The sequence below is a fragment of the Geobacillus sp. CAMR5420 genome, from assembly GCF_000691465.1.
In the GTDB taxonomy this organism is placed as follows: Bacteria; Bacillota; Bacilli; order Bacillales; family Anoxybacillaceae; genus Geobacillus; species Geobacillus thermoleovorans.
The window spans coordinates 119,198-143,543 of sequence record NZ_JHUS01000050.1; the positions used below are offsets into that span (position 1 = coordinate 119,198).

Annotated in this window: 28 protein-coding genes and 1 riboswitch; of the genes, 2 read left to right on the top strand and 26 right to left on the bottom strand. The window is 54.9% G+C overall.

The features are described from left to right. Nucleotides 1-76: 76 nt before the first annotated feature. The 11 genes from ccsB to DI44_RS05555 all read right to left on the bottom strand — a co-directional run bounded on the left by ccsB (nt 77) and on the right by DI44_RS05555 (nt 10,761). Complete coding sequence (gene ccsB / locus DI44_RS05605) at nt 77-1,264, bottom strand: c-type cytochrome biogenesis protein CcsB (RefSeq protein ID WP_011231762.1); 1,188 nt, start codon at nt 1,262-1,264, stop codon at nt 77-79. Next, entirely contained in the window at nt 1,251-2,915 is a 1,665-nt protein-coding gene (locus tag DI44_RS05600; protein ID WP_033025769.1) for a cytochrome c biogenesis protein ResB, read from the bottom strand. The genes ccsB and DI44_RS05600 overlap by 14 nt, the downstream gene beginning before the upstream one ends. 13 nt (nt 2,916-2,928) lie before the next feature. Beyond that, entirely contained in the window at nt 2,929-3,453 is a 525-nt protein-coding gene (locus DI44_RS05595) for a thiol-disulfide oxidoreductase ResA (protein ID WP_011231764.1), read from the bottom strand. A 143-nt stretch (nt 3,454-3,596) separates the two neighbouring features. Then, nucleotides 3,597-4,328 (bottom strand): pseudouridine synthase, encoded by a 732-nt coding sequence (locus DI44_RS05590; protein WP_011231765.1) that lies wholly within the window; start codon nt 4,326-4,328, stop codon nt 3,597-3,599. 131 nt (nt 4,329-4,459) lie between these two features. Further along, nucleotides 4,460-4,993: a spore maturation protein gene (locus tag DI44_RS05585; RefSeq protein WP_011231766.1), complete on the bottom strand. Its 534-nt coding sequence runs from the start codon at nt 4,991-4,993 to the stop codon at nt 4,460-4,462. After that, complete coding sequence (locus DI44_RS05580; RefSeq protein ID WP_011231767.1) at nt 4,993-5,589, bottom strand: nucleoside recognition domain-containing protein; 597 nt, start codon at nt 5,587-5,589, stop codon at nt 4,993-4,995. Before DI44_RS05580 ends, DI44_RS05585 begins: the two co-directional genes overlap by 1 nt. Beyond that, nucleotides 5,582-6,730, bottom strand: coding sequence for a D-alanyl-D-alanine carboxypeptidase family protein (locus DI44_RS05575; RefSeq protein WP_033025785.1), 1,149 nt, complete (start codon nt 6,728-6,730; stop codon nt 5,582-5,584). Before DI44_RS05575 ends, DI44_RS05580 begins: the two co-directional genes overlap by 8 nt. Nucleotides 6,731-7,082: 352 nt before the next feature. Further along, complete coding sequence (locus DI44_RS05570) at nt 7,083-8,396, bottom strand: superoxide dismutase (RefSeq protein WP_033005275.1); 1,314 nt, start codon at nt 8,394-8,396, stop codon at nt 7,083-7,085. Nucleotides 8,397-8,752: 356 nt separating this feature from the next. Next, nucleotides 8,753-9,154, bottom strand: a complete 402-nt coding sequence (locus tag DI44_RS05565) for a hypothetical protein (RefSeq protein WP_020754622.1) — start codon at nt 9,152-9,154, stop codon at nt 8,753-8,755. A gap of 18 nt (nt 9,155-9,172) precedes the next feature. Next, nucleotides 9,173-9,826, bottom strand: coding sequence for an SMC-Scp complex subunit ScpB (gene scpB / locus DI44_RS05560; protein WP_033005253.1), 654 nt, complete (start codon nt 9,824-9,826; stop codon nt 9,173-9,175). A 179-nt stretch (nt 9,827-10,005) separates the two neighbouring features. Further along, the gene (locus tag DI44_RS05555) at nt 10,006-10,761 is read right to left on the bottom strand and encodes a segregation/condensation protein A (protein ID WP_033005256.1); all 756 of its coding nucleotides are present in this window, start codon (nt 10,759-10,761) and stop codon (nt 10,006-10,008) included. Between the two features lie 194 nt (nt 10,762-10,955). Here DI44_RS05555 and DI44_RS05550 point away from each other — a divergent pair, with 194 nt between their 5' ends. Continuing rightward, nucleotides 10,956-11,495: a DUF309 domain-containing protein gene (locus DI44_RS05550; protein ID WP_020754625.1), complete on the top strand. Its 540-nt coding sequence runs from the start codon at nt 10,956-10,958 to the stop codon at nt 11,493-11,495. 22 nt (nt 11,496-11,517) lie between these two features. On the opposite strand, the gene DI44_RS05545 is transcribed toward DI44_RS05550, so the two are convergent. From DI44_RS05545 to DI44_RS05520, 7 genes are all read right to left on the bottom strand, one after another. Continuing rightward, entirely contained in the window at nt 11,518-11,874 is a 357-nt protein-coding gene (locus DI44_RS05545) for a GNAT family N-acetyltransferase (protein ID WP_013144843.1), read from the bottom strand. Between the two features lie 111 nt (nt 11,875-11,985). Then, entirely contained in the window at nt 11,986-12,450 is a 465-nt protein-coding gene (gene ribE / locus DI44_RS05540; RefSeq protein ID WP_033005258.1) for a 6,7-dimethyl-8-ribityllumazine synthase, read from the bottom strand. Nucleotides 12,451-12,470: 20 nt separating this feature from the next. After that, nucleotides 12,471-13,664, bottom strand: a complete 1,194-nt coding sequence (locus DI44_RS05535; RefSeq protein ID WP_033025771.1) for a bifunctional 3,4-dihydroxy-2-butanone-4-phosphate synthase/GTP cyclohydrolase II — start codon at nt 13,662-13,664, stop codon at nt 12,471-12,473. Nucleotides 13,665-13,684: 20 nt separating this feature from the next. After that, nucleotides 13,685-14,329 (bottom strand): riboflavin synthase, encoded by a 645-nt coding sequence (gene ribE / locus DI44_RS05530; protein WP_033025772.1) that lies wholly within the window; start codon nt 14,327-14,329, stop codon nt 13,685-13,687. Then, a complete protein-coding gene (gene ribD, locus DI44_RS05525; RefSeq protein WP_013144840.1) occupies nt 14,284-15,426 on the bottom strand; it encodes a bifunctional diaminohydroxyphosphoribosylaminopyrimidine deaminase/5-amino-6-(5-phosphoribosylamino)uracil reductase RibD in 1,143 nt (380 codons plus the stop codon). Before ribD ends, ribE (DI44_RS05530) begins: the two co-directional genes overlap by 46 nt. A 207-nt stretch (nt 15,427-15,633) precedes the next feature. Next, a riboswitch (FMN riboswitch) is annotated at nt 15,634-15,766 on the bottom strand. 47 nt (nt 15,767-15,813) lie between these two features. Next, nucleotides 15,814-15,942, bottom strand: coding sequence for a hypothetical protein (locus DI44_RS19670; RefSeq protein WP_014196248.1), 129 nt, complete (start codon nt 15,940-15,942; stop codon nt 15,814-15,816). Then, nucleotides 15,929-16,369, bottom strand: coding sequence for a peptidylprolyl isomerase (locus tag DI44_RS05520; protein WP_033006697.1), 441 nt, complete (start codon nt 16,367-16,369; stop codon nt 15,929-15,931). Before DI44_RS05520 ends, DI44_RS19670 begins: the two co-directional genes overlap by 14 nt. A 184-nt stretch (nt 16,370-16,553) precedes the next feature. On the opposite strand from DI44_RS05520, the gene DI44_RS05515 reads away from it, so the two are divergent. After that, the gene (locus tag DI44_RS05515) at nt 16,554-17,432 is read left to right on the top strand and encodes a DUF1002 domain-containing protein (protein ID WP_015375315.1); all 879 of its coding nucleotides are present in this window, start codon (nt 16,554-16,556) and stop codon (nt 17,430-17,432) included. A 72-nt stretch (nt 17,433-17,504) separates the two neighbouring features. Here DI44_RS05515 and lysA read toward each other — a convergent pair whose 3' ends face one another. The 8 genes from lysA to DI44_RS05475 all read right to left on the bottom strand — a co-directional run bounded on the left by lysA (nt 17,505) and on the right by DI44_RS05475 (nt 24,105). Next, entirely contained in the window at nt 17,505-18,824 is a 1,320-nt protein-coding gene (gene lysA / locus DI44_RS05510; RefSeq protein ID WP_013144837.1) for a diaminopimelate decarboxylase, read from the bottom strand. A gap of 313 nt (nt 18,825-19,137) precedes the next feature. Further along, nucleotides 19,138-20,616 (bottom strand): spore germination protein, encoded by a 1,479-nt coding sequence (locus tag DI44_RS05505; protein WP_011231783.1) that lies wholly within the window; start codon nt 20,614-20,616, stop codon nt 19,138-19,140. After that, nucleotides 20,564-21,175 carry a stage V sporulation protein AE gene (locus DI44_RS05500; RefSeq protein WP_033025774.1) on the bottom strand — a complete coding sequence of 204 codons (612 nt, stop codon included), beginning with the start codon at nt 21,173-21,175 and terminating at the stop codon, nt 20,564-20,566. The genes DI44_RS05505 and DI44_RS05500 overlap by 53 nt, the downstream gene beginning before the upstream one ends. Before the next feature lie 5 nt (nt 21,176-21,180). Next, nucleotides 21,181-21,531, bottom strand: a complete 351-nt coding sequence (locus DI44_RS05495; RefSeq protein WP_012820684.1) for a SpoVA/SpoVAEb family sporulation membrane protein — start codon at nt 21,529-21,531, stop codon at nt 21,181-21,183. 39 nt (nt 21,532-21,570) lie between these two features. Continuing rightward, nucleotides 21,571-22,599, bottom strand: coding sequence for a stage V sporulation protein AD (gene spoVAD, locus DI44_RS05490; RefSeq protein WP_011231786.1), 1,029 nt, complete (start codon nt 22,597-22,599; stop codon nt 21,571-21,573). A gap of 18 nt (nt 22,600-22,617) precedes the next feature. Further along, the gene (locus DI44_RS05485; RefSeq protein WP_011231787.1) at nt 22,618-23,046 is read right to left on the bottom strand and encodes a SpoVA/SpoVAEb family sporulation membrane protein; all 429 of its coding nucleotides are present in this window, start codon (nt 23,044-23,046) and stop codon (nt 22,618-22,620) included. A gap of 17 nt (nt 23,047-23,063) precedes the next feature. After that, nucleotides 23,064-23,495, bottom strand: a complete 432-nt coding sequence (locus DI44_RS05480; protein ID WP_011231788.1) for a stage V sporulation protein AB — start codon at nt 23,493-23,495, stop codon at nt 23,064-23,066. After that, nucleotides 23,482-24,105 (bottom strand): stage V sporulation protein AA, encoded by a 624-nt coding sequence (locus DI44_RS05475; RefSeq protein WP_011231789.1) that lies wholly within the window; start codon nt 24,103-24,105, stop codon nt 23,482-23,484. Before DI44_RS05475 ends, DI44_RS05480 begins: the two co-directional genes overlap by 14 nt. Nucleotides 24,106-24,346: the final 241 nt, after the last annotated feature.

Sequence of the window (24,346 nt, forward strand, 5' to 3'; positions counted from 1 at the left end):
TCAATGGAAACACTCCCTATTTTCTAGTTTACCGAAAAACCGGATGCTCGCCAACAGAGCATCCGGTTGTTTTCCATTATGTTCCGGCGTACGAGTGCAATCCCGCAATGACGAGGTTGACCGCCACTAAGTTAAACATAATAATGGCAAAGCCGATGACGGCGAGCCATGCCGACTTTTCCCCATGCCAGCCTTTTGACAGCCGGAGGTGCAAAAAAGCGGCGTAAAACAGCCACGTAATGAGCGCCCACACTTCCTTCGGGTCCCAGCCCCAAAAGCGCGTCCAGGCAATTTGCGCCCAAATCATCGCGAAAATGAGCGCCCCGAGCGTAAACACCGGAAAGCCGATCGCCACCGCCCGATAGCTGATCTCATCGGTCAGATCCAAGTTAACGTTCTTCACGAGCGGCTTGAGTGCGGCGGCAACGCGCTTGCGCAAGAGAAGCCGAAGCATGATGTACAGCGCCGTTCCGGCTATGAGCGACCAGATGACCGTATTGAGCTTTCTTGCATTGATGATCGCCGGCATCTCAACAAGCGGCTCCATGCGGCCGGCGCTTTCTTTCATAAGCTCCCCTTTGTGCGGCCCAACGAGCGCCGGCATATCGTAGATGACCTCAACCGTCTGCTTGTTTTTGTCGACCCACGTGAACTTCGCTTCATACCCAGAAAGACCGAACGCTGTCGAAACGATGACAAAGCCGAGCGTCGTAATTAAGCAAAACATGACCACTTCGAGCCAAAACGTCCGTTTCGACGGCTTCGATTGATCGACGACGCGAATCAAATAGATGAGCCCAGCGACAAAGCTGATGGCCAAAATCGCTTCACCAGCCGCCGCCGTCGTCACATGGATGTGCAGCCAATCGCTTTGCAAGGCGGGAATGAGCGGCGAAATTTCCCGCGGAAACATGCTTGCGTAAGCAATCACAAGCAACGCGACCGGCAGCGCAAACAAGCCGAGCACACTCAGCCGGTAAATGAAATAAATAATAATGAAAGCAGCAACCAGCATCATGCCGAAAAAGGTCGTAAACTCGAACAAGTTGCTCACGGGCGCGTGTCCGGCGGCGATCCAGCGCGTCACAAAATAGCCGACTTGGGCGAGAAAGCCGATGATCGTCACGGAGATGCCAAGCTGCGACCAACGATCCTTCTCTTGCCGTTCTTTTCGCTTGTCGCGAATGGCGCCGCCAAAAAAGAACGTGCCGATTAAATATAGAACGAACGCGATATATAGCAACGTGCTGCTAAGCTGTACCATGTCCATGGACTTGTCCCCCTTGTCCGGCTTTTTTGTCGTTTTCGAGCTGATCAGCCGGCATCATGACGCCGGTGCCGTCAAGCAAACGGCGCAGCTCGTTTTTCAAGCCGAACCAGTTTTTATTCGTGTGCGCGGCGATCCATAGCTCGCCGTTTACCCGCTGCACCCAAATGCGGCGGTGGTTCCAATACATCCCTTGGATGAGCCCGATCATGAAAATCGCGCCGCCTACCCCTAAAATCCAAAGCGTAAAGTCGCGGCGGACGGTCAAACCGGAGACATTGCGGGTTTGAAGCCCCGCGAACGCCATTTTGTATTTGTTGTTGCCAAACGGTTCGATCGTCTGCTGGATGGCGACAAAGCTTACTTCCCCTTTCGGACGGTCCGGCGCGTACATTTTGAACACGAACGCCGGATTGTTCGGCACACGCGACTTCGTTGACGGATTGCCGTCTTCATCAAACTCAAAATCAGGAAAATAGCTTAATAGCTCAACGCGATACCCATGTCCGAGATTGTACGACTCTTTCGGATCATACAAGTCGACCGTCACCGTGCCGAACGTTTTCCCCGACTGCTTGTCCGCCAACTGAAATGACATCGCTTTCGGCTCATTCAAGCGGAAATCGACTTGGTAGAGCGCATAATGGTCGAACTCCAGCGGCTCGTTGACGCGAATCGGATACTCCTTCACTTTTTCAAGCTTCGGCTTGGCGCCGGGGATCACAGGACCGACGCGCTTATACAACACGACGTTTGTTTGATAGTTTTTGGCGATCATCCCGTTGCCGACGCGGTCGATGGCAGCGTTGAACACTTCGTTGTCTTTGCCTTTCTCATATGTTTCAAAAATAAATTTTTCACTCTTTAAAAAGTAGCGGCCGTTCGTCCCAGGAATTTCTTTCGTCTCCCCTTCCGGAATCCACATCACCCGATCGATGTACATGCCGGGAACGGAACGAAGCATCGCCCCGATCAAGAAAATGATGAGGCCGATATGATTGACGTACGGCCCCCAGCGGGAAAACCGCCCTTTTTCAGCGAGCAAATGCCCGTCTTCCTCGCGGACATGGTAGCGCCGCGCAGCCAGCCGTTCTTTCAACACCACCATCGTCTTGTCGAGATCGCTCACATGCGAGACGCCAAACAACCGCTGCCGCTCTAAAAAGCGCGGATGGCGCTTCACCCCTTGCCGCTTCAAGGCGCGGTAAAGCGGAACGACCCGGTCCAAGCTGCAAATGACAAGCGAAACGCCGATTAAGGCGATGAGCAAAATGTACCACCATGAGCCGTACAAGTTGTTAAAGCCGAGCTCATAATACAGCTTCCCTGCCCAGCCGTACTGCTGCTTATAATACTCCGCCGGATCGACGTTCGGCGGAATATACATTTGCTGAGGGAAAATCGTGCCGATCGCCGAAGCAATGAGCGTAATGACGATGAGCGCCACCCCGACTTTGACCGACGAGAAAAACGCCCAAATTTGGTCGATCATCGTTTTTTTGTACGTTTGCGATCGGCGCGCGCTTCCTTCGTAGCGCATGTCCAAAATCAGTTTTTCTCCCAAATCGGCAAGCGGCTTGCCGCACGACTCACAAAACGCCGTGCCGTGCGGATTGACATGGCCGCATTCGCATTTGACGTGTTCCATGGCGCAAAACTCCTTACGGTTTGATGCTTTCTAGATGCCGTTCGATGTCTTCTTTCGTCATCGTTCCGGTAATGATTTGTTTTACTTCGCCGTTTTTGTCAATCAAAAACGTTGTCGGCAGCGGCCCGACGTTATAGGCGTTCAATACTTGATCTTGACGGTCGATCACAATCGGAAATGTCAGGCCGAACCGTTCCGCGAATTTTTCAACGCTCAACTTCGGTTCACCGACATTGACAGCCAAAATTTCAACCCCTTGTTTTTTGTAAATCGGGTACAGCTCGTTCATATACGGCATCTCCCGCTCGCACGGCTTGCACCACGTTCCCCAAAAGTTCAAAAAAACGCCTTTGCCGCGATAGTCTGAAAGACGATGTTCATGCCCTTTCAAATCGGTCAGCACAAAATCAGGCGCCGTCGAACCAACAGCGACAGCCGTTTTCTCCGTGAAAAAATTCGTGTAAATCGTATAGCCGATCGCCGCGAGCAACACGAGCAAAATCGCTGTCCTCATCACTAAGCGCTGTTGTTTTTTCATCGTTCAAACCCCTTTACGTTTCTCCTCCCCCACAGCCAACGCTAGAGGGGGAGGCAAGCGGTTCACAATCTCCCATTTTCCATTATAGCAAAGTCCCTCGCTCGTTTATGCGCAAGGATATGAACGTTATGTGACAATCTTCGTCATTTTCTTCCCCCGGATTGGGCAAGGACGCGCAGCAACTTCACCTCATGCGGTGTCAGCTCGCGGTATTCGCCGGGGCGCAGCCCTTTCAAATCGAGAAACGCGTACCGCTCCCGCTTCAGCTTCAGCACCTCGCAGCCGATCGCCTCAAACATGCGGCGCACTTGCCGGTTTCGTCCTTCGTGGATACGGATTTCCACAATGGCTGTCCCCTTCTTCCGGTCGGCGGAGAGCAGCTTCACTTTGGCTGGCGCCGTCATGCCATCTTCCAACTGCACTCCTTGTTCGAGCCGTTTCAGCTGCTCGTGCGTTGGAATGCCTTTCACTTTGGCAATGTACACTTTTTCAATTTCATACCGCGGGTGCATAAGCAGGTTGGCAAAGTCGCCGTCATTCGTCAACAAAAGCAGTCCAGACGTATCGTAGTCAAGCCGCCCGATCGGATAAATGCGTTTGTCCAGATCTTTGAAAAAATCGGTCACCACTTTGCGGCCTCTGTCATCTTTGACGCTGGAAATCACCCCGCGCGGCTTGTACAGCAAATAATATACCGGCTCTTCGCGCTCGATCGGGATGCCGTCGACTTCGACATCATCGCGCGGCCCGACCTTGACGCCAAGCTCCTTGACGACGCGGCCGTTCACTTTCACCCGCCCTTGCAAAATGAGTTCTTCCGCCTTGCGCCTTGACGCGATGCCGGCGCGGGCGATCACTTTTTGCAACCGTTCCATTCTCTCTCACCTCTTTCATCATCTTACCCTTTCCGTCTAACAGATACAAGTGCGGCACTTTTATTTTTCACCTTTCCCGTTCCCTTTGCAAACAAAAACCCGCCGGACGACGGGAACGAAAAAAGGCGCCGCTAGCGCCCGAATACAAACAAAACGATGAAAACAGAAACAATAAAGCTGAGAATGTCGGCCAAAATGCCGACTTTTAACGCATCGCCCATTTTTTTGACGCCGACGGCGCCAAAATAGACGGTGAGCACGTAAAGCGTCGTCTCCGTACTGCCTTGGATCGTAGAAGCAAGGCGCCCGATGAACGAATCCGGGCCGTAAGTAGCGATCAAATCGGTCGTCATGCCGAGCGCCGCCGTGCCGGAAAGCGTGCGGAGAGCCGCAAGCGGAACGACTTCGGCCGGCAGTCCAATGGCATCAGCCAGCGGTTTGATCACTTCCATCATGGCATCAAGCGCCCCTGAGGCTCGGAAAATGGCGACCGACACCAACATGCCGACCAAATACGGGATGAGCGAAAACGCGATCTCGATCCCTTCCTTGCCGCCTTCCACAAACGCTTCGTACGTCGGCACTTTCTTTGCTGTACCGTAAAGCAAAATAAAAGCGATGAGCGCAGGGATCAGCCAAACAGAAAGAAGTTGGACGATGGCCATTATGGCTTCCTGCCTTTCCGCATCCGTTTCCAATAATAGTACCGGTCAATCAATACCGCCCCAATCGTCGAAATCGTCGAAGCGACGATCGTCGTCCCAATGATCTCGCTCGGCGCCGCTGAACCGTACGTCATGCGAATCGAGATGACGGTCGCCGGAATGAGCGTAATGCCTGATGTGTTCATGGCCAAAAACGTCACCATCGACCGGCTCGCCTCGTCGCGGCCGCCGTTGAGCTTTTTTAGCTGCTCCATCGCCTTTATGCCCATCGGCGTCGCCGCATTGCCAAGGCCGAACATGTTGGCGACCATATTCGAGACGATATAGCCGAGCGCGGGATGGCCGGGCGGCACCTCTGGAAACAAGCGGCGTACGAGCGGCATAAACAGGCGCGCCGCTTTGTCAAGCAAGCCGGCGCGTTCAGCGATCGCCATCAGCCCGAGCCAAAACACTAAAATGCTGACCATGCCGATGCTGATCGTCACCGCTTCTTTGGCGCTTTCAAACACCGCTTTGTTCACTTCGTCCATCGTGCCGTTGGCCGCCGCAAAGACGATGCCAATGACCGCCATCATCACCCAAATGAGGTTAACCATCGCTTCTCACACCTAAAAAGCGAAATACTTGCCATAAAAACCCTCGGCCGCTTCCTTCCTTTCCCGGTTCATACAGCAGCGGCACCGAATCAACCGCCTTTTGATGCAAATAAAGCACCGCCTTTCCGACCTCTGTCGGCGCCCGTTCTGGGTATTTTTCCCATTCCTTGCGCGGCTTCAGCAAATACACTTTCACCCGCAGCCCGCTCTCCTCTTTATCGGTCACCGGATATCGCAAATCGCGGACCGCCTGCAGCCGCCCGCGGTAAAACGGATCAGAAATTTTGTCGACCACCCGCTCGCTGCTCACTTTGGCGATGTGATAATGAGAAAATCCATATTCGTACATAGCGATATGGTCATTCCAATCGTCCGGTGCATCCAACGTCACAGCGATCAAATCGACGCCGCCTTTGGACGCCGTCGTCACGAGCGTGCGATGGGCCCGTTTCGTATAGCCGGTTTTGCCGCCGGTGCAATATTCGTAAAGACTTGTCAACAACTTGTTTTTATTTCGCCACACACGCGCGCCGTCTTCGCCGGGCGGAGCGGGGGCGCGGTACACCTTCGTCCCCGAGATGCGCCGAAACTCTTTGTTTTTCATCGCATATTGCATGAGCAGCGCCATATCGTACGCGGTTGAGTAGTGGTTTTCCGCGTCATCCAACCCGTGCGGATTGGCAAACTCGGTATCACGCATCCCGATTTCAGCCGCTTTTTGGTTCATTAAAAAAACAAATCCTTCGACGCTGCCGCCGACATGTTCAGCGATGGCCACCGCCGCGTCGTTGCCGGAACGAAGCATCAGCCCATATACCAAATCGCGCAGTTTGATTTTCTCCCCTTGGCGCAAGTAAATTGACGACCCTTCGGTCCGGACAGCGCGGGCGCTGACCGTCACCGTGTCGTCCATCTTCCCCGATTCAATCGCCAAAATGGCGGTCATAATTTTCGTAATGCTGGCGATGCGCCGTTTTGTATAGGCATCCTTGGCAAACAAAACCCGCCCGGAATGCTGCTCTATCAAAATCGCGCTTTTTGCGCTCACCCCATCCATAGCGCGCATCCGCTCTGGAACAAATGCCATAATCCCCGCAGCGAGTGCAAGAATGAGCGCAATGAGCCGCTTCTGCTTATTCATCTCATATCGGCGAGGATCCCCCTCCTTTAAGGAGCGGGGAGGAATCGCCTGTTCCTCCTTTCCGATTAGGCTGAACGGGCCGCAGCCGAAGAAACGTCGCGGCGGAAACAGGCTGAACCCCAAAGCCGCGTTTTGTACAAGTGTATGCGTCGATGGGACAAATATGATGAAAAAATGCCGTTGCAAGGGGAGACAGCCCTGAACGATCCGCTCCGGCGCTTGCGCTGGGCGCATTGATGACATTTCCCTGCAAAGAGAAAGCCGCTCCCCGAAAAGACGGACAGGTGTCCTGATGGATCGCAGCGCCTGCTCTCCCAAAAAAACGGGCAGGGGGTTCCCCCCCCCCGCCCGTTTAAAACGGCTGCCAACGAAGCTTCCGCGCCTCATGAAAGCGCTCTTCAACGTTGCGCCAGTTGACGACGTTCCACCAATGTTCGATGTACGCCGCCCGATCATTTTTGTATTGCAAATAGTAGGCATGCTCCCACACATCAAGCACAAGAAGCGGGATCACATCCCATTGCGCCATGAGCTGGTGTTTTTCCGCCTGCAAAATTTCCAGCCGGTGCGCTCGCGGCGCCCAAACGAGCAGCGCCCAGCCGACCCCTTCGGCGCTTTTCGCCGCTTCGGTGAAATGACGGCGAAAGGCGGCAAAGCTGCCAAAATCGCGCTCGATTTGCGCCCGCAGCTCCCCGCGCGGCTCGCCGCCGCCCTCTGGATGCATGTTGTACCAAAAGATAGTGTGCAAATAATGCCCGGAGCCGTGGAACGCCGCTTCCCGCTCCCAATGTTTCAACAGATCAAAATTGTTCGTCCGGCGCGCCTCGGCCATCATCCGCTCCGCCTGATTGAGACCGTCGACATAGCTTTGATGATGCTTCGTATGGTGGAGGCGCATGATTTCTTCGGAAATATGCGGCTCGAGTGCATCATAACGGTACGGCAGCGGCGGCAAGACATGACGGCCGGGCGCTACTTGTTGACGCGGCTCACCGCCGTCGTCCGCATCCACCCAGCGTCGCTTTCCATCGGTCACGTTGTCCGCTTGACCCGGCTCGCCGTCAGCTATATCAGGCAGCGAGTCGGAGAGCTCCGCCATAAAAGCCGGCTCTTTTCCGTCCTCAACCCGCTCTGCCGTCCCGCTGGTGTCAAGCCATCCGTCTTCGTTCTCTTTGTTTTCACTCTCCAGTTCAGGCGACACCGATTCCCCTTCGACTTGTTCTTGCGTCGCCTCTTCTTCCCGCTCGGCAGCTGACGAATCAGCCAGGCGGACGGCCCGAGTGTATACGTCATCGACAAGACGCTGGAGCTCGTAAATCGCTTCTTCGGTCCATTCATCGCCGTGTCCATCGATGTACGCCAACAAAGACGAAAGCCCAACATCCTCAGCCATCCTGCGTGCAGACAGCGCCTGTTCAACTTGTCTTCCCCACGCAGCCGCTTCCATGACATACTGGCGAAGCGCACCGACATACACGTCATCGGCAAGGCGCTGAAGCTCGCGGACGGCCTCTTCCGTCCACTCGCCGTCATGCTCGGCAATAAACTCGAGCAGCGACGAAGCGCCATCCGTGCTTGCCCCACGCAAAGCGAGCGTCTCCTTGACTTGATTTCCCCATTCGTTCACCCTAGCCGCATATTGGGCGAACAACACCTGATCGTCCATTTGGTAAAAACCTCCTCCTGTTTTGTTCGCCATATCGTATGCTGTCATGGGGAAATCGTTCTTGTCCGCATTCACCCAAATTCCCGGCCGCTCATACATAGAGGAGCGAGGGCAGTCATCATAGGAAAAGACAGCAAGGAAGAACAGAATCGCCGCAATGCTTCCCTGCGGCGGGTCTGCAAATGAGCCATAGATAAACCGCTCAAAAAAATCGGGCTGACCCAAAACATATTCGCGTTTTGGGTCAGCCCCCCTTTTTTCTGAAAAAGGCAGGCTACTTTGGCAAACTGCCGGCTGCACCAAACGGTTTCCTTGTCCGGACGCACAGAAAACGCGGCGCCAACCGCATTTTCTCGTTACGCCGACCGTTCAGGCAAGCGGCACTCGCCGGTTTCCACCCATTCGCTGACAAGCGCCTGCAGCGTTTTGGCGTCTACCTCGGCAAAATAACGGCGCAATTCCTCTTCATCGTGAATATAGACGCGCTTTCGCTGCCGATACGCCGGATTTTTCCATAAACAGACAAGAGCAATGATGTCGCGCAAATGAATGTCGCGCCCATTAGCCGTAAACAGTGGATCGCTTTCATACGGCAGCCAATCAAGCAGCGCCGCCTCAAAATGGCGCAAATACAACACAGACAGCGTCCGCTCTTCGCCCCCGTCGCGGTACGTGACTTCCGAGCGGTTGAAATAGTCTTCAAACGTGTTCGATTGCGACTTTTGCAGCTCTTCACCGTACAGGCGGCAAACGTTCATGAGCGCTCTCCTTCCCGATCAGCCATTTTTCTTTAGTTTACCATATTCCGGCTGCCCATCGCTCAAATTTTCTGCTAATTTTTCGAAAAATAAATCCGCTTCCCGCTCGGATTCGCCATCGTCCGCCCATTCCGGCAGCGGCGGCAGCTCCTCGAGCGTTTTTAGCCCGAAATAATCGAGAAATTCCGGGGTTGTCCCGTACAAAATCGGCCGCCCGGTTCCTTCGGCTCGTCCAACCTCTTTAATGAGCGCCCGTGCCATCAGCGTCTGCAATGGCTTGTCGCTTTTTACGCCGCGAATTTCCTCAATCTCCGCGCGTGTAATCGGTTGGCGGTATGCGATAATGGCGAGCGTCTCAAGCGCCGCCTGCGACAGCGGCGATGCTCCCGGCGCTTCGACCAACTTCTTTAAATAGGGGGCGTGTTCTTTTTTTGTCGCCAACAAAAACACGCCGCCAAGTTCGACAAGCTGGATGCCGCGCTCTTCCCGTCGGCAGTCTTGTTGAAGCTCCTCGATCACCGCTTTCGCCTCTAGCTCGCTGACTTCCAACACAGCGGCAATTTGTGAAAGCGACAGCCCTTCGTCACCGGCAGCAAACAACAGCGCTTCGACAATCGCCTTCGCCGGCTTGAGCGCGCCGGCACCCTTTTTTTCTCTTTCGTTTTGTTCCATCGCCCTTCTGCCACGCCAAACTCGTTGGCGCCCCTCCTCCTTTCCTCCTGTTTTCGTCGTTTCCCAAGTCTTCTCACCCCAATGTGAGTCAACTCTCCACCTTATCATGGCATGGGCAAACAAACAACAAAAGAAAAGCGGCCCGCCGCAGCGAACCGCCGCGGCCAAACCGCACCACCTCAACCGGCTGGTTTCACCGCAAGAAACAAATCGCTGAAATTCCGTTCTTGCTCAACGATGATTTCGTCTTGCTTCATCAACTCTAAAATGGCCAAAAACGTCACGACGATATACGAACGATCGTAGGACGGAAACAGCTCGTAAAAGTTTTTCCGCCCGTTCGCCTGCTTTAGTTCATGCAAAATTTCCGCCATGCGCTGTTCGACGGAAATATCTTGGCGGGAGATTTTCGCCCGCATCGGTTTTTGCAGTTTTTTGCGGCGCAACAGCTTCGACAAGGCGCCAAGCATATCGTATACGTTCACATCCAGCGGCGCCGCCTTTTTCTCATCCGCGTATGCGCTTAAGTCGCTCGGCGGCTTTGTAAACAAAAGCGCCCGTTCCTCTTCGCGCCGCTTCAGTTCGCGCGCCGCCTCTTTAAACTTTTTATATTCAAGCAGCCGCTGCGTCAGCTCCTCACGCGGGTCCCCGTCATCGCCCCACTCGATGTCGCCGTCGACCGCTTCTTCATTGGAGGGCGGCAGCAGCATTTTGCTTTTGATCGCAAGCAAGGTGGCCGCCATCACTAAATATTCGCTGGCGATATCCAACTCAAGCTCCTGCATGGCGTGAATGTACGCCATATACTGCTCCGTAATTTGCGCGACCGGAATATCATAAATATCAATTTCATAGCGGTTGATCAAATGCAAAAGCAGATCAAGCGGCCCTTCAAACGCTTCGATTTTGACGTTGTACGGCAATTGCACATCCATCCCACCATTTTTTCCAGAACCACCGCCCGGTAGGCTCGTCTCCAGCTGCAGTACATTTATTGTATCATAACGAAGCGGCGAAGCGAACGGAAAACAGTCTCTTTTTTGCGCCGCAGGCCGCCGAAGCCGTATAATCGAAGAAGAGCCGTCCGCCTTCACATGGCGCGGCCCACTTTTGAAAGGAACGATGGCCGATGTATCCAAAAGCGTATATCGAGTATTTGGTCCATTTCCATAGCGACCGCGATTATTTCGAATGCCACGAGATTTTGGAGGAACATTGGAAACAAGACGGTCGAAACAAAGGTTGGCTTGTGCTCATTCAAATGGCGGTCGCTTTTTACCATTACCGGCGCGGCAACACTTCCGGCGCGCTCCGCCTCATTCGACGGGCGCGGGCGCTGCTTGACGAAGCGCAAGAGATGATCCGGCGGCTCGGCCTCGATGACGAGGCGCTCGCCCGCTTGCTCGACGAGACGGCTGGGCGGATCACTCGCGGCGAACCGTACGAAAGCGTCGAACTGCCGATTCGCGACCGTTCCCTTTATGAGCAATGCCAGGCCGCCTGCGCCCGCCGGCAGCTCGTTTGGGGGCAAGCCAGCGACCTAGCCAACCTTGATCTTGTGGATAAACACCGGCGCCGCGACCGCTCGGACGTCATCGCCGCACGCGAACAAAAAAAACGGGCCAAAGCGGAAGGAGTTGGCTTCCCTCCCCCTCCGCCGCCCGCCTGAGCGCGGCACCGCGCTAGTTTCGTTATTCGTTGCACGCATGGCATTTATCGAAAAACGAGGCGGTCCACTCGTTGGCGCACAATCGGCGGCCCGGGTACACCTCTTTCAATGCCTTGACCATCTGTTTTCCGATCCCTTGGTGGCGGTGTGACGGATTGACGCTGATGTGCTGGATTTCCACAACATCAGGAGCGCGCAACAGGACGCCGATAATGCCGACGATGTCATCCCCTTCTTTCCATAAAAACAGCTGCCAATCGTTGTTTGTTTCATACTGTTTCATCGTCTGCTGCAGCCGTTTCAGGTCTTTTTCCGTCGGCATAAACGACAACAGTCCCATGGCGATTTTCTCATAGTTTTTTCGGTAACGGATTAACATAAAAATCCCTCATTATCGACAAACGCTTTTCCGAAATGGAAAAGTTTTTGTCATTTTCTCTATACGTATTATAAACATTCTCACCGATATTGTGAACCATTTCATGCCTTTTTACGCAAATGTCCGCAAGACGTTCGCCATTTCGATCGCCGACACCGCCGCTTCCCATCCTTTATTGCCCGCTTTCGTGCCGGCCCGCTCGATCGCCTGTTCAATGGTGTCCGTCGTCAACACGCCGAAAATGACCGGAACACCGCTTGCAAGCGCCGCGTGGGAGACGCCTTTGGCCGCCTCGCTGCAGACGTAGTCAAAATGGCTCGTTGCCCCACGGATGACGGCGCCAAGCGTAATGACAGCGTCAAACTGCTTCGATTCCGCCATTTTTTTCGCCACAAGCGGGATTTCAAACGCACCCGGCACCCAGGCGACAGTGATGTCGCTGTCGCTCACGCCATGGCGCGTCAAGCCGTCGATCGCCCCAGATAAAAGCTTGCCCGTGATGAATTCGTTAAAACGAGAGACGACGATGCCGATTTTCAATCCGGTGCCGACTAAGTTTCCTTCAATGATGCGCATGTTCGTTGCTCCTCCCATCATTAAAAATGAAGCATATGTCCTAATTTTTCATGTTTCGTGCGCAAATATTTTTCATTTTCCTTTTTCTCTGGCATCTGAATGGGCACCCGTTCAACGACTTCGAGTCCATGCCCTTTTAAGCCGGCGATTTTGCGCGGGTTGTTCGTGAGCAGGCGCATTTTCGTCACGCCAAGATCTTTCAAAATTTGCGCCCCGATGCCATAATCGCGCAAATCGGCGGGGAAGCCCAGTTTTTCGTTCGCTTCGACCGTATCATAACCTTGCTCCTGCAACTTGTAAGCGCGCAACTTGTTCATAAGGCCGATGCCGCGCCCTTCTTGGCGCATGTAAAGCAACACCCCGCGCCCTTCCGCCTCGATTTGCCTGAGCGCCGCATGCAGCTGCGGACCGCAGTCGCACCGGTACGAGCCAAACACATCGCCAGTTAAGCATTCGGAATGGACGCGCACCAAGATCGGCTCATCCGGGATGATCTCTCCTTTGACAAGCGCCACATGCTCTTTTCCGTCGAGCACGTTTGTGTAGCCGATGGCGCGAAATTCGCCGAATTCGGTCGGCAGCCAAACGTCCACCTCCCGTTTCACGAGCTTTTCCCGCTGACTCCGATAGGCGATCAAATCTTTGATCGTGATCATTTTCAATCCGAACTGATCGGCGATTTGCCGCAAATCAGGAACGCGAGCCATCGTCCCGTCCTCTTTAATGATTTCGCAAATGACGCCGGCCGGCTTCGCGCCGCACAAACGGGCCAAATCAACCGCCGCTTCTGTATGGCCGGCGCGCCGCAAGACGCCCCCCTTTTTCGCAATCAACGGAAAAACGTGGCCAGGACGTTTAAAATCGCTCGCTTTCACATTCGGATCAAGCAGCGCCTGAATCGTCGCCGCCCGCTCGTAGGCGCTGATTCCCGTCGTTGTCGTTTTGTAGTCGACACTCACCGTAAACGCTGTGCCATGCGCGTCCGTGTTATGAGTGACCATCGGCTCAAGCTCGAGCCGCTCCGCCAATTCCTCCGTAATCGGCACGCAGACGAGCCCGCGGCCATGAGTGATCATAAAGTTAATGACATCCGGAGTAGCTTTTTCGGCCAGCACGACAAAATCGCCTTCATTTTCGCGGTCTTCGTCATCGCAAACGATGATCACTTCTCCGTTTTTCAGCGCCGAAAGCGCTGCTTCAATCGTGTCAAACATCAAGCTTGCCCCCTTTTCCACTATTTATAGCCGTGCTGCTCCAAAAATTCGACCGTCAATTTGGAGGTCGGCGTCGCTTTCGCGGTGAGGAAAGCGGCGACGTACTTGCCGATCATGTCGCACTCGATATTGACGAGATCGCCCGGCCGCTTTTCGCCTAAAATCGTCGCCTCACGCGTATGCGGAATGAGTGAAACGATGAACGTGCGCTCGCTCAGACCGAAAATCGTCAAGCTCGTCCCATCGACTGCGACCGATCCTTTCTCAATCATATAGGCGCGCAGCGAGGCCGGCACTTCGATTTCATAGTAGACGGCGTTCGCTTTCGGCCACTGCCGGATGATGCGCCCGACGCCGTCCACATGCCCGGTGACGAAATGGCCGCCAAACCGTCCTCCAGCCGCCATTGCCCGCTCCAAATTCACCTTCGATCCCGGCTTTAATGTCTTTAGCGCCGTCGCTTTCACCGTCTCCGGCATGACATCGACCGTAAACTGCCGTTCGGTGAACGATGTGACGGTCAAGCAGACGCCGTTGACGGCGATGCTGTCGCCAAGCCGCACATCTTCGAGCACCCGCTTGGCGCCAATCGTCATCACGATGGCATCGCCGGTTTGCTTCATTTGTTCGATCGTGCCGATCTCTTCAATAATGCCAGTGAACACAACGATTCCTCCTTCCGTTTCGGCGCGGCGACGATTTTGATGTCCGGGCCGATCGTCTCGATGCGGCGGATGTCAAGCTCCACCGCTTCAGCAAGCCGGGCGAAGCCAAGGCCGCCGACCGGCGTCGGCGCCCCGCGGCCGCCGATCAGCTTCGGAGCGATATAGGCGATGACCTCATTGACTGCTCCCGCGCGGAGGAAGCTGTCATGAACGCGCGAGCCGCCTTCGACAAACAGCGACATGACTCCCTGCTCCCCAAGCAGACGGAGCACATCGCGGACATCGATCTGGGCCGTCGGCATTGAAAATACGCGCACCCCAAGGCGCTCATACGCCGCCGCTTGTTCCCGACTGACGCCGCCGGTGATGATCCACGTTTCTGCTTCCTTGTCAGCGACGACATGGGCGTCAAGCGGTGTACGCAATTTTGTATCCAAAATGATGCGGAGCGGATTTTTCCGCTTTTCCCCAAAGCGGACGGTAAGCTTCGGGTTGTCGGTCAAAACGGTGTTGACGCCGACCAAAATGGCGTCATGCTGCGCACGAAGGCGATGGACATCCTCACGCGCCGCGCTTGATGTAATCCATTTGCTTTCCCCCGTCGCCGTCGCGATTTTGCCATCGAGGCTGCATGCGAACTTCAACGTGACAAACGGCGTTTTTGCGGCGATATAGTGGAAAAACATCCGATTCAATTCGTCCGCTTCGTCTTTTAATACGCCAACATCAACGTCAATGCCCGCTTGGCGCAGCTTGGCAATCCCTTTTCCCGCGACAAGCGGATTCGGGTCGGTCGTGGCAACGACGACGCGACGGACGCCCGCCTGGATGAGCAAATCGGCACATGGCGGCGTTTTTCCATAATGGCTGCACGGCTCAAGCGTCACGTACACCGTCGCACCGCGCGCCTTCTCGCCAGCCATGCGGATCGCATAGACTTCCGCGTGCGGCTCACCCGCTTTCAAATGGGCGCCAAGCCCAACAACCGTCCCACCGTTGACAACGACCGCGCCAACGGCAGGATTGGGAGACGTTTGCCCGACTCCAGCTTTGGCCACATCGAGAGCGAGCCGCATATAATGTTCATCGTTATGCACCGCACTCCCTCCTTCAATAAAAATGAAACCCCCGGGATGTCCCCGGGGGCTCATCGATGAGAGAATGACCAATGATGCGCAAACAAACACATGTTCGCCAAGCAGGCTATACCGGCCGGTCGGAAACAAAAGATACTACCATGCCTAGTCGGCCGACAGACGCTGCCCACGCGGTCTGAACCGGCCGAAAACAGCCGTGCGCATATTGGCATCCTTCTCCCATCCAGACTATACTGTCGGCTCCGGAATCGCACCGGATCCTGCCTTTCGGCTCGCGGGCTGAGGGGCGGAAAGCCCCATCACCGCCGGTCGGGAATTTCACCCTGCCCCGAAGGATGCATCACGATATCGTTATGTTCATTATACCACACGAAACGCCCTGCATCATCATTCCGCAACCCAAATCCAATACGCCGCTCCCCACAACAGGCTGGCCGCAAGCAAAAAGAAAAACAAGCGCCAGTTGTTTCGAACAGTCCGATCATCCTCGCTCATGCGCTGTTTACGGTTCGTCAAATACTTTCACTTCCTTCATCACGTCGCCGTTTTTCATCGTCTTCACGACGTCCATGCCCGATGTCACTTGGCCAAAGACGGTGTGCACCCCATCCAAGTGCGGCTGCGGCTCGTGGACGATAAAGAACTGGCAGCTGCCGGTGTCGCGGCCGCGGTGCGCCATTGACATCGCGCCGGTGACATGTCGGTGTGGATTGTTGTCCGTCTCGCACGGGATCGTATAGCCGGCATCGCCCGTTCCATTGCCGCGTGGACATCCTCCTTGGCTGACAAATCCAGGGATGACGCGGTGGAACGTCAACCCGTTATAAAAGCCTTCGTTTGCGAGCTTCTCAAAATTGGCCACCGTCGCCGGCGCCTCGTTTGGGAACAGTTCAAACTCGATTTTCCCGCCGTTTTCCATGAGAATATATCCTTTTTTCGCCACAAGCATCCAGCTCCTTTTCGACATCGAAACTGCTTTTATCATACCATGATGGCCAAGTGAAACAAAAGAAAAAATGTCTTTTCAAATTCGCACGCCGCCTGACCGCGTCGCGTTTTTCCGATAGCCAAGCAGGCGAGCGTACGGTATAATGATAATGCATTTTCGTAAACAGGAGGCGAGCTATGTGAAACGAACGATCGCTTCATCGCTGCTTTGGGCGGTGCTGCTGGCATCTCCGGGCATCGCAGCGGCCGATGCCGCGCCGGGCGATGTCATTGTGACGCTCGGGGAAAACTTAACGAATGAACAAAAGCAAAAAGTGCTCGACGAAATGAAGGCGCCGGACGGGGCGCAAACGATCACCGTCTCAAACGTTGAGGAGCATAAATATTTGGACGGACTCATTCCGAAAGCGCAAATCGGCACGCGCGCCATCTCGTCGTCGATGATCACGATAAAAGAGCCCGGCTCGGGGCTTCATGTCGAAACGCACAACATCACATGGGTGACGAAAGAGATGTATACAAACGCCTTGATCACCGCAGGGGTGAAAGATGCCGATATTTACATCACCGCTCCGTTCCCGGTTTCCGGCACCGCAGCGCTGACGGGGCTGATGAAGGCGTATGAAATTTCCTCGGACCAAGCCATCCCTGATGATGTCAAAAAAGTGGCGAACGAGGAAATGGTGCAGACGGCGAAGCTCGCCGATTCGATCGGCGCGGACAAAGCGGTCGCCCTGCTGGCGAAAATCAAACAAGAAATCGCCAACAACCCACCGCAGACGGACGCTGATTTGCGCGCCCTTATTGAAAAAATCGCCAACGACCTTGGCATTACGCTGAGCGAGAATGAAATCAACAACCTGATTTCCCTTTTCCATAAAATGCAAAATGCCCATATTAATTGGGATCAAGTGAATGATCAGCTGAGCAAGGCGAAAGAACAGCTATCGGCGTTTTTGCAGTCAGAAGAAGGGAAAACGTTCATTCAAAATCTGATCGACATCTTGAAAGAAATTTGGAACGCGATCAAATCAGCATTTTCCTCAAATCAACAATGAAAGAAGGCGCCCCAAAAAAAGCAGCGGGCGCCTTTTCTTTGTGGAGGCCGTTCTCTTTCCAACCGGCGGCCTTCACTTTTTCACTTTCGTTTTCAAAGGCAAATCATATTGGATCAAATCTTCATATGTCTCCCGTTTCACAACGAGCTGGGCGTCGCCGTTTTCAACGAACACAACGGCTGGGCGCGGCAGACGGTTGTAATTGTTCGCCATGGAATAGCCGTAAGCGCCGGTGCAAAAAACGGCCAAATAATCGCCCGGCTTCGCTTCCGGCAGGGCGATGTCCCAAATGAGCATGTCGCCTGACTCGCAACACTTCCCGGCGATCGATACGACTTCCGTCGGCTCGCCGAACACCCGGTTGGCGAGCGCGGCTTCGTATTTCGCTCCGTAAAGCGCCGGACGGATGTTGTCGCTCATGCCGCCGTCAACGGCAATATAGGTGCGGACGTTGGGCACCTCTTTGCGCGAACCGATCGTATAAATCGTCGTTCCGGCATCACCCACGAGCGACCGGCCCGGCTCGATCCAAATTTCCGGCAACGGCAAGCGGCAAGCTTCGGCCTGCCTTTTCACCTCTTCCACGATGCAGTCGACGTACGCTGTCACCGGAATCGGGTCGTCTTCCTCCGTATAGCGGATGCCAAAGCCGCCGCCAAGATTGACAACCGCTGGGACAAATCCGTGCGCCTTGTTCCACTCCGCCAGCTTGGCAAACACTTTTTGCGCCGCGAGCACAAACCCAGCTGTTTCAAAAATTTGCGAGCCGATATGGCAATGAACGCCGAGCAGCTGAAACGCGGCCGATGCCATGACACGGCGAAACGCCTCGTCCGCCTGACCGTTGTTTAAGTCAAAGCCGAACTTTGAATCTTCTTGCCCGGTTAAAATGTAATCGTGCGTATGCGCCTCGACCCCCGGCGTCACGCGGAGCAAAACCGGCACCGTCCGACCGGATGACTCCGCCAGCTCTTCGATCAGCTCGAGTTCGTAAAAGTTGTCGGCAACGATGCAGCCGATGCCGTGTTCAAGCGCCATCGCCAATTCGTCCCGGCTTTTGTTGTTGCCATGAAAATGGATGCGCTCAGGCGGAAAACCGGCCGCAAGCGCCGTATACAGCTCACCGCCTGAGACGACGTCAAGCGACAATCCCTCCTCAGCGGCCAGCTGCACGATGGCGACGGCGGAAAACGCCTTGCTCGCATACGCGACTTGCGCCCGCACGCCGTGACGCTGGAACGCTTCTTTAAACGCGCGCGCCCGAGCGCGGATCAACGCAACGTCATAAATATAAAGCGGCGTGCCATACGTTTTGGCCAACTCGACCACATCGACGCCGCCGATTTCCAAATGCCCTTGTTCATTCACGCGGCTTGTCCCGTGAAGAAACATCGCAAACCCCTCATTCCTCTATCGAAATCGCATGGCAAAAGCAAAAAAGACAGTTTGCAAAATCGGCAACTGCCTTTACAAAATGGAAAACCGCAGAGCGCCATCGGCTCTGCCTTGAAACGGAAGGCCGCACACCCCGCGCTGGGCCATGCCCATTCCGTCCGTGCAAACGTGCGAAGCACTGAGGCAAGCACCATCAGTGCAAGCAATTAAATATAACTTATCATAATGATAAAAAAGTTGCAATAGCGCTAAAACGAAAAAAGCGGCCGCCAATAGGTGGAGACGGCCGCTTCCAAATGGATCGTTCGCGTCATGACGGCTGTTTTTGCCGGTCTTGCGGGTGAACGATGCTCGGGCGCACTCTCGCTCCGGCAACCGAACGGCGGACGACAATTTGCATAAATGCCGCTGGATCGAACGGGATGAACGGCCATAAGTACGGCGTATTAAGCGAGCGGATGCTGGCGAGCCAAAGCAAATAAACGGTCGTGCCAATGACGAGCCCGGGCACTTTAAACAAGGCGACAAGAATGACCAATGCCAATCGAGAAATCTTATTCGCCACGCTCAACTCATAGCTTGGCGTCGCAAATGAACCGATCGCCGCCACCGAAATGTACAAGATCACTTCCGGCACAAACAGCCCGACATCGATGGCGATTTGTCCGATCAAGACGGCGGCAATCAAACCCATCGCGGTTGATAGCGGCGTCGGGGTATGAATGGCTGCCATCCGCAAAAACTCAATCCCAAAATCAGCGAGCAAAATTTGCACAATGATCGGGATGTTCGTTTGTTTGTTCGGCCCAATAAACGCCCACGATTCGGGCAGCAACGACGGTTCAAGGACGAACAGCACCCACAGCGGCAGCAAAAACAACGACGTCAAAATGCCTAAAAACCGCACCCAGCGCACAAACGTCCCGACCCCTGGCGACTGCCGGTATTCCTCGGCATGCTGGACGTGGTGGAAAAATGTTGTCGGCGTGATGATGACGCTTGGCGATGTATCAACCATAATGAGCACGTGCCCTTCAAGCAGGTGCGTCGCTGCTACATCCGGCCTCTCGGTATAACGGACGAGCGGGTACGGGTTGTATCCTTGCTTGACTAAAAACTCTTCGACTGTTTTGTCGCCCATCGTCAGTCCATCGACGTTGATTTGCTGCAACTCTTTCTTGACGAGTTCAACAAGCCCCGGGTCAGCGACGTCTTTAATATAGGCGATGCATACGTCCGTTTTTGACCGCTCGCCGACTTGCAAAATTTCAAAGCGCAGCCGCTCGTCGCGGATGCGGCGGCGGGTGAGCGCCGTGTTGACAATGATGTTCTCGACGTAGCCGTCGCGGGCGCCGCGCACAACTTTTTCCGTATCCGGCTCTTGCGGCTGCCGACCCGGATAGCTGCGGACGTCGACAGCAAATCCGGTCGATTCGCCTTCAATCAAGACGATGATCAAGCCCGACAGCAGCTTGTCAACCGCTTCGTCGAGGCTCGTCACCGGACTGACTTGCTGATGAACGAGTCGATTTTCGATGATCTGCCACGCTTGGGACGCCTGGCGTTCATCATCGTTGACGCGCACAATTTGTTTTAACAATTCGATAATGTATTGCGTGTCGCATAAACCGTTGCAGTAGTAAATATGTACTTCCCGGTTTAGGACATAGATTTTCCGCACGCCTAAATCAAAGCTTGTCCCGACGCCGATCCGCTGTTGCAAAAACTTCGCGTTGTCAACGAGCCGCTTCGCGATCGGCGCTTTCGGTTTCTTTTCTTTTTCCGGCATAGCCACCACTCCTTTCGAGAATCAACTCGACCGCCTTGCGCGTAATCGGCGCTCCGTATTTCGCATGGTCTCGATATCCCATTTTGCCGATGTCGCCGATGCCGACGATGAGCGGAATGTTCAGCCGGTCAAGGCAGTAGACGGTATCGCCATTGATCCGCCCGATCTCGAGGTCCCGGACGCCTTCTTTATCGACCCCATATTCGGTCATCACGCCGTCACGGTCGATGCTCACATGCACTTTTGTCCATTCATGCTGGTGCGTATTGGAGGCAACCGCCAGCGCCCCGAGCACTTGGATTTGCTCATGCGTCGCCACATAGCGAAGCGCCTGCTCTCCGGCCCCCTCCCCGAGGGCGCCGCAATCGTCAAACATGACAAACACTGGATCGTGCGGCGTTTGCAAAATGAGTTCGACCAACTGTTCACCGCTCAGTTTCGTCGGATTGCCTTGCGAGCGAGAAATGCAACGGCCGCCGATCTCGGCGGCAACCCGCTCAATCGCCCGGCAGGCGAACTCGTCCCCATCCGTTACTAAAATGACTCGTCGTTTTTCCATCATCTCTACCCTTTCGGTTTGCAAGTGAGCGCCGCGGCAAAAGAGCCAGCCACGATAAAAGCGAACAAGGCGCCGGCAAATCGGAACACCGCTGCTCCGGTTTCGACAAATCCCTCCGGCCGCGGTTCTGCCATGGCCCCTTTCGCCAACCAATACCCAAATCCGCATAGCGGCATCGTCGCCCCGGCGCCAGCCCAAGCGACGAATGGATCATAGACGCCGCCAAAGCCAAGGAGTACGCCAAAGACGACAAGCGAACCGGCGACGCCAGCCGGCGTCCATTTGCCGCGGTCGATGATGAGCTGAACGATGGCGCACAGCAGCCCGCCGGCGAGAAAGGCACGGACGTATTCCATATCACATTCCCTCCTGATCGTTCCCAAATAAAAGACGTCCTACGGCGGCAAATCCGGCTCCTGTCCAGCCGCTTCGATGACGACGCCGTGAGCGATCGCTGGGATCGACTGTTTTTGCTGCACCATCGTTTGACTCAAGAGCGCCCCGGTAGCGACGACAAACAGGCGTCGAAACGTTCCGCGGGCGAGCTCTTGAAGCAAATACCCGTACGTGACGACCGCCGAGCAGGCGCAGCCGCTGCCGCCGGCGAACACCTTTTGATCTGGCCGGTAAATCATCAGCCCGCAATCGTTGTAAACGTCGGTCACATCGTAGCCTGATTCAGCAAGCAACTCGCGGACGATGACGCTGCCGACGCGCGACAAGTCGCCGGTGACAATCAAATCGTAATCGCCCGGCGAGACGCCTAAGTCACGGAAATGCTGCTCGATCGTATCGGCCGCCGCCGGGGCCATCGCCGCCCCCATGTCGAGTGGGTTTTTCAGCCCGGCGTCAACGACTTTGCCGATCGTCGCCGCCCGGACGCGCCAACGTCCCGGCGCGCGGCCAACGAGCGCGGCGCCGGCGCCCGTGACGGTGAACGTCGCCGTTTTCGGCTTTTGCACCCCCAGTTCAGTCGGGTAGCGAAACTGCCGTTCGGCCGTCGCGTTATGACTGCTTGTCGCCGCAAGCGCCCGATCAGCCAATCCACCAGCGACAAACGCAGCGGCTGCCGCCAACGTTTGCATCGAGGTCGAACAGGCGCCGAACAAGCATAAAAACGGAATCGGCAGCTCGCGGGCGACATAGTTCGATGTCGCATTTTGGTTTAACAAATCACCGGCCAAAAATAGATCGACTTCTTCGGCAGAGACGCCCGCCTTTTGCAAGCAGCAGTCCACCGCCTCCCGCATCAGCCTCCGCTCGGCCAGCTCCCACGTCGCTTCGCCGCAATATAAGTCGCGATGACAAACATCAAAATAACTTCCGAGCGGCCCGTCGGCTTCAAGCGGCCCGACTGCGGCAGCGGCCGCTTGGATGTAAACACCATCGTCAAACACCCATGTCTGCTTTCCGACACGTTTCATGGCCAATCCCTCTTTTCGTCACGGCCAAACAAGGCCAAGCACATAGGCGGCAATCAGACCATAAATGACCGCTGCCCCACCGGCTTTCAACATCTGCCCGGCCACCCCGGCCGTCCATCCTTCGCTGCGATGTTCGATGGCAGCGCTCGCGATCGCATTGGCCAGCCCTGTAATGAGCATCGTCGCCCCCGCACCGGCAAATTGGCTGAAATCATCATATTTCCCGACGGCCGTCAGCACAATCGCCAATCCGGCCATCACCATAGACGCCCACAGATGAGCCTCGAGCGGCGAAGCGGCAAACGTGCCGCCATACCAATCAACGAGCCATTGCGCCAACGCACAAAGCGCCCCGCCGACAAGAAACGCTTTTACCGCATTGGCGGCGTATGGGGGAGAAGGCTGAAACGCCTTCACCTCGCGGACATAATCGGACTTTAATCCCACGTTTCCTTCCCCCTTTGTCAGCGAAAGTGATCGACAAAATAAAGCCAATGAAACAACGAACCGGCCACTTTGCCAAAGGCGATGGCCATAAGTAAAATGACGATTTTATCATCGACGCCGATCCGCTTCGCTAAAATCGGCCAAACGTTCAACACCTCTGTTAAAGCGGCAGCGAGCATTCCGATAAACACACCATGAAACAATCCGATCGGCGCTAGCCAATATTTGGATAAATGCCAAACAGAATGGCGCAAACTCATCCAACCGCCAACGATGGCGCCGGCTACAGCCCCCCATTCATAGGCGTGAATGCGTTTTGGCGTTTTCGTCAGCTGCGTCAGGCGCGGGATGACGCCAAGCACGACCAAAAAAGCGACAAATCCGGTTCCGACCGCCAACCCTCCGGCGAAGCCGACGAACACTACCAGCAAAATCTCAAGCGTCGTCAAGAGGCCTCAAGCTTTCTTTGTTTTCATGCAAAATGACGTACTGATCGATCGATTGCTGGTAGTTGAACATTTCGACTTCAAGAGGGCTGGGCTCCTCGTTGATTCGTTTGCGGAACCAATGGTTGAAAAATAAAATCATCCCGATGCCGAGCCCAAGCGAATATGGAATTTGCAAAAGCAGCGGTTTATCGACCGCCTGGCCGGTCACCATCTCGTACAGATGGCGATGCACCCGTTGCATGCTGACGTCCTCGTGAAAGTTCATGATCGCCATCGCCGAACCGACGAACAAAAGAAGCCAAACGAGAACGAAGGAAGCGGTCGAAACCTTCCGTTTTTCATAGACGACTTCAATGATCGTCTGCGATGGGCCGATCATCTGCACATCAAGTGAGGAATCCACATCAAACACAGCCCGGATCATTTGCATCATATCGATGATGACGATATTTTTATCGCTGGGCTGGATGCGATAGAGCGGAATCGTCTTCAACCGCCGAATGAGCCCGCCATCCGGCGCAGCGATTTGGGCCGCCTGCCCGAGCGTCACCACCGCCCCCGGCTTGACTTGCACGCGATGGCGCGGCTTGATAAATACGGTGTTGGCCATTTGCTTCACACCTTTGTCCCCATTTTGTTTTTCTTTAGTTTGGTTGGCAAAAACACCGATCATGCGGCCTGTCGGCGTTCACCATCGATTTCATAAAAATAGAAAAGAATGGGCAAAGAAAAAAACGCCCATTCTTTTTTAGACTTTTGTTGCTTGCTCCGGAAAAAGCGTTCCAAGATGCGCTTACACACCAAAAGACGGATGCGATTCATGGTTCACCGCGAGTCAGTCAAGACTTTGT

Excerpts from the sequence above, each read along its gene's own strand:
- ccsB (WP_011231762.1), bottom strand. The coding sequence starts at position 1,264 with ATGGTACAGCTTAGCAGCACGTTGCTATATATCGCGTTCGTTCTATAT.
- DI44_RS05600 (WP_033025769.1), bottom strand. The coding sequence starts at position 2,915 with ATGGAACACGTCAAATGCGAATGCGGCCATGTCAATCCGCACGGCACG.
- DI44_RS05595 (WP_011231764.1), bottom strand. The coding sequence starts at position 3,453 with ATGAAAAAACAACAGCGCTTAGTGATGAGGACAGCGATTTTGCTCGTG.
- DI44_RS05590 (WP_011231765.1), bottom strand. The coding sequence starts at position 4,328 with ATGGAACGGTTGCAAAAAGTGATCGCCCGCGCCGGCATCGCGTCAAGG.
- DI44_RS05585 (WP_011231766.1), bottom strand. The coding sequence starts at position 4,993 with ATGGCCATCGTCCAACTTCTTTCTGTTTGGCTGATCCCTGCGCTCATC.
- DI44_RS05580 (WP_011231767.1), bottom strand. The coding sequence starts at position 5,589 with ATGGTTAACCTCATTTGGGTGATGATGGCGGTCATTGGCATCGTCTTT.
- DI44_RS05575 (WP_033025785.1), bottom strand. The coding sequence starts at position 6,730 with ATGAATAAGCAGAAGCGGCTCATTGCGCTCATTCTTGCACTCGCTGCG.
- DI44_RS05570 (WP_033005275.1), bottom strand. The coding sequence starts at position 8,396 with ATGGACGATCAGGTGTTGTTCGCCCAATATGCGGCTAGGGTGAACGAA.
- DI44_RS05565 (WP_020754622.1), bottom strand. The coding sequence starts at position 9,154 with ATGAACGTTTGCCGCCTGTACGGTGAAGAGCTGCAAAAGTCGCAATCG.
- scpB (WP_033005253.1), bottom strand. The coding sequence starts at position 9,826 with ATGGAACAAAACGAAAGAGAAAAAAAGGGTGCCGGCGCGCTCAAGCCG.
- DI44_RS05555 (WP_033005256.1), bottom strand. The coding sequence starts at position 10,761 with ATGGATGTGCAATTGCCGTACAACGTCAAAATCGAAGCGTTTGAAGGG.
- DI44_RS05550 (WP_020754625.1), top strand. The coding sequence starts at position 10,956 with ATGTATCCAAAAGCGTATATCGAGTATTTGGTCCATTTCCATAGCGAC.
- DI44_RS05545 (WP_013144843.1), bottom strand. The coding sequence starts at position 11,874 with ATGTTAATCCGTTACCGAAAAAACTATGAGAAAATCGCCATGGGACTG.
- ribE (WP_033005258.1), bottom strand. The coding sequence starts at position 12,450 with ATGCGCATCATTGAAGGAAACTTAGTCGGCACCGGATTGAAAATCGGC.
- DI44_RS05535 (WP_033025771.1), bottom strand. The coding sequence starts at position 13,664 with ATGTTTGACACGATTGAAGCAGCGCTTTCGGCGCTGAAAAACGGAGAA.
- lysA (WP_013144837.1), bottom strand. The coding sequence starts at position 18,824 with ATGTTTCTTCACGGGACAAGCCGCGTGAATGAACAAGGGCATTTGGAA.
- DI44_RS05505 (WP_011231783.1), bottom strand. The coding sequence starts at position 20,616 with ATGCCGGAAAAAGAAAAGAAACCGAAAGCGCCGATCGCGAAGCGGCTC.
- DI44_RS05500 (WP_033025774.1), bottom strand. The coding sequence starts at position 21,175 with ATGGAAAAACGACGAGTCATTTTAGTAACGGATGGGGACGAGTTCGCC.
- DI44_RS05495 (WP_012820684.1), bottom strand. The coding sequence starts at position 21,531 with ATGGAATACGTCCGTGCCTTTCTCGCCGGCGGGCTGCTGTGCGCCATC.
- spoVAD (WP_011231786.1), bottom strand. The coding sequence starts at position 22,599 with ATGAAACGTGTCGGAAAGCAGACATGGGTGTTTGACGATGGTGTTTAC.
- DI44_RS05475 (WP_011231789.1), bottom strand. The coding sequence starts at position 24,105 with ATGGCCAACACCGTATTTATCAAGCCGCGCCATCGCGTGCAAGTCAAG.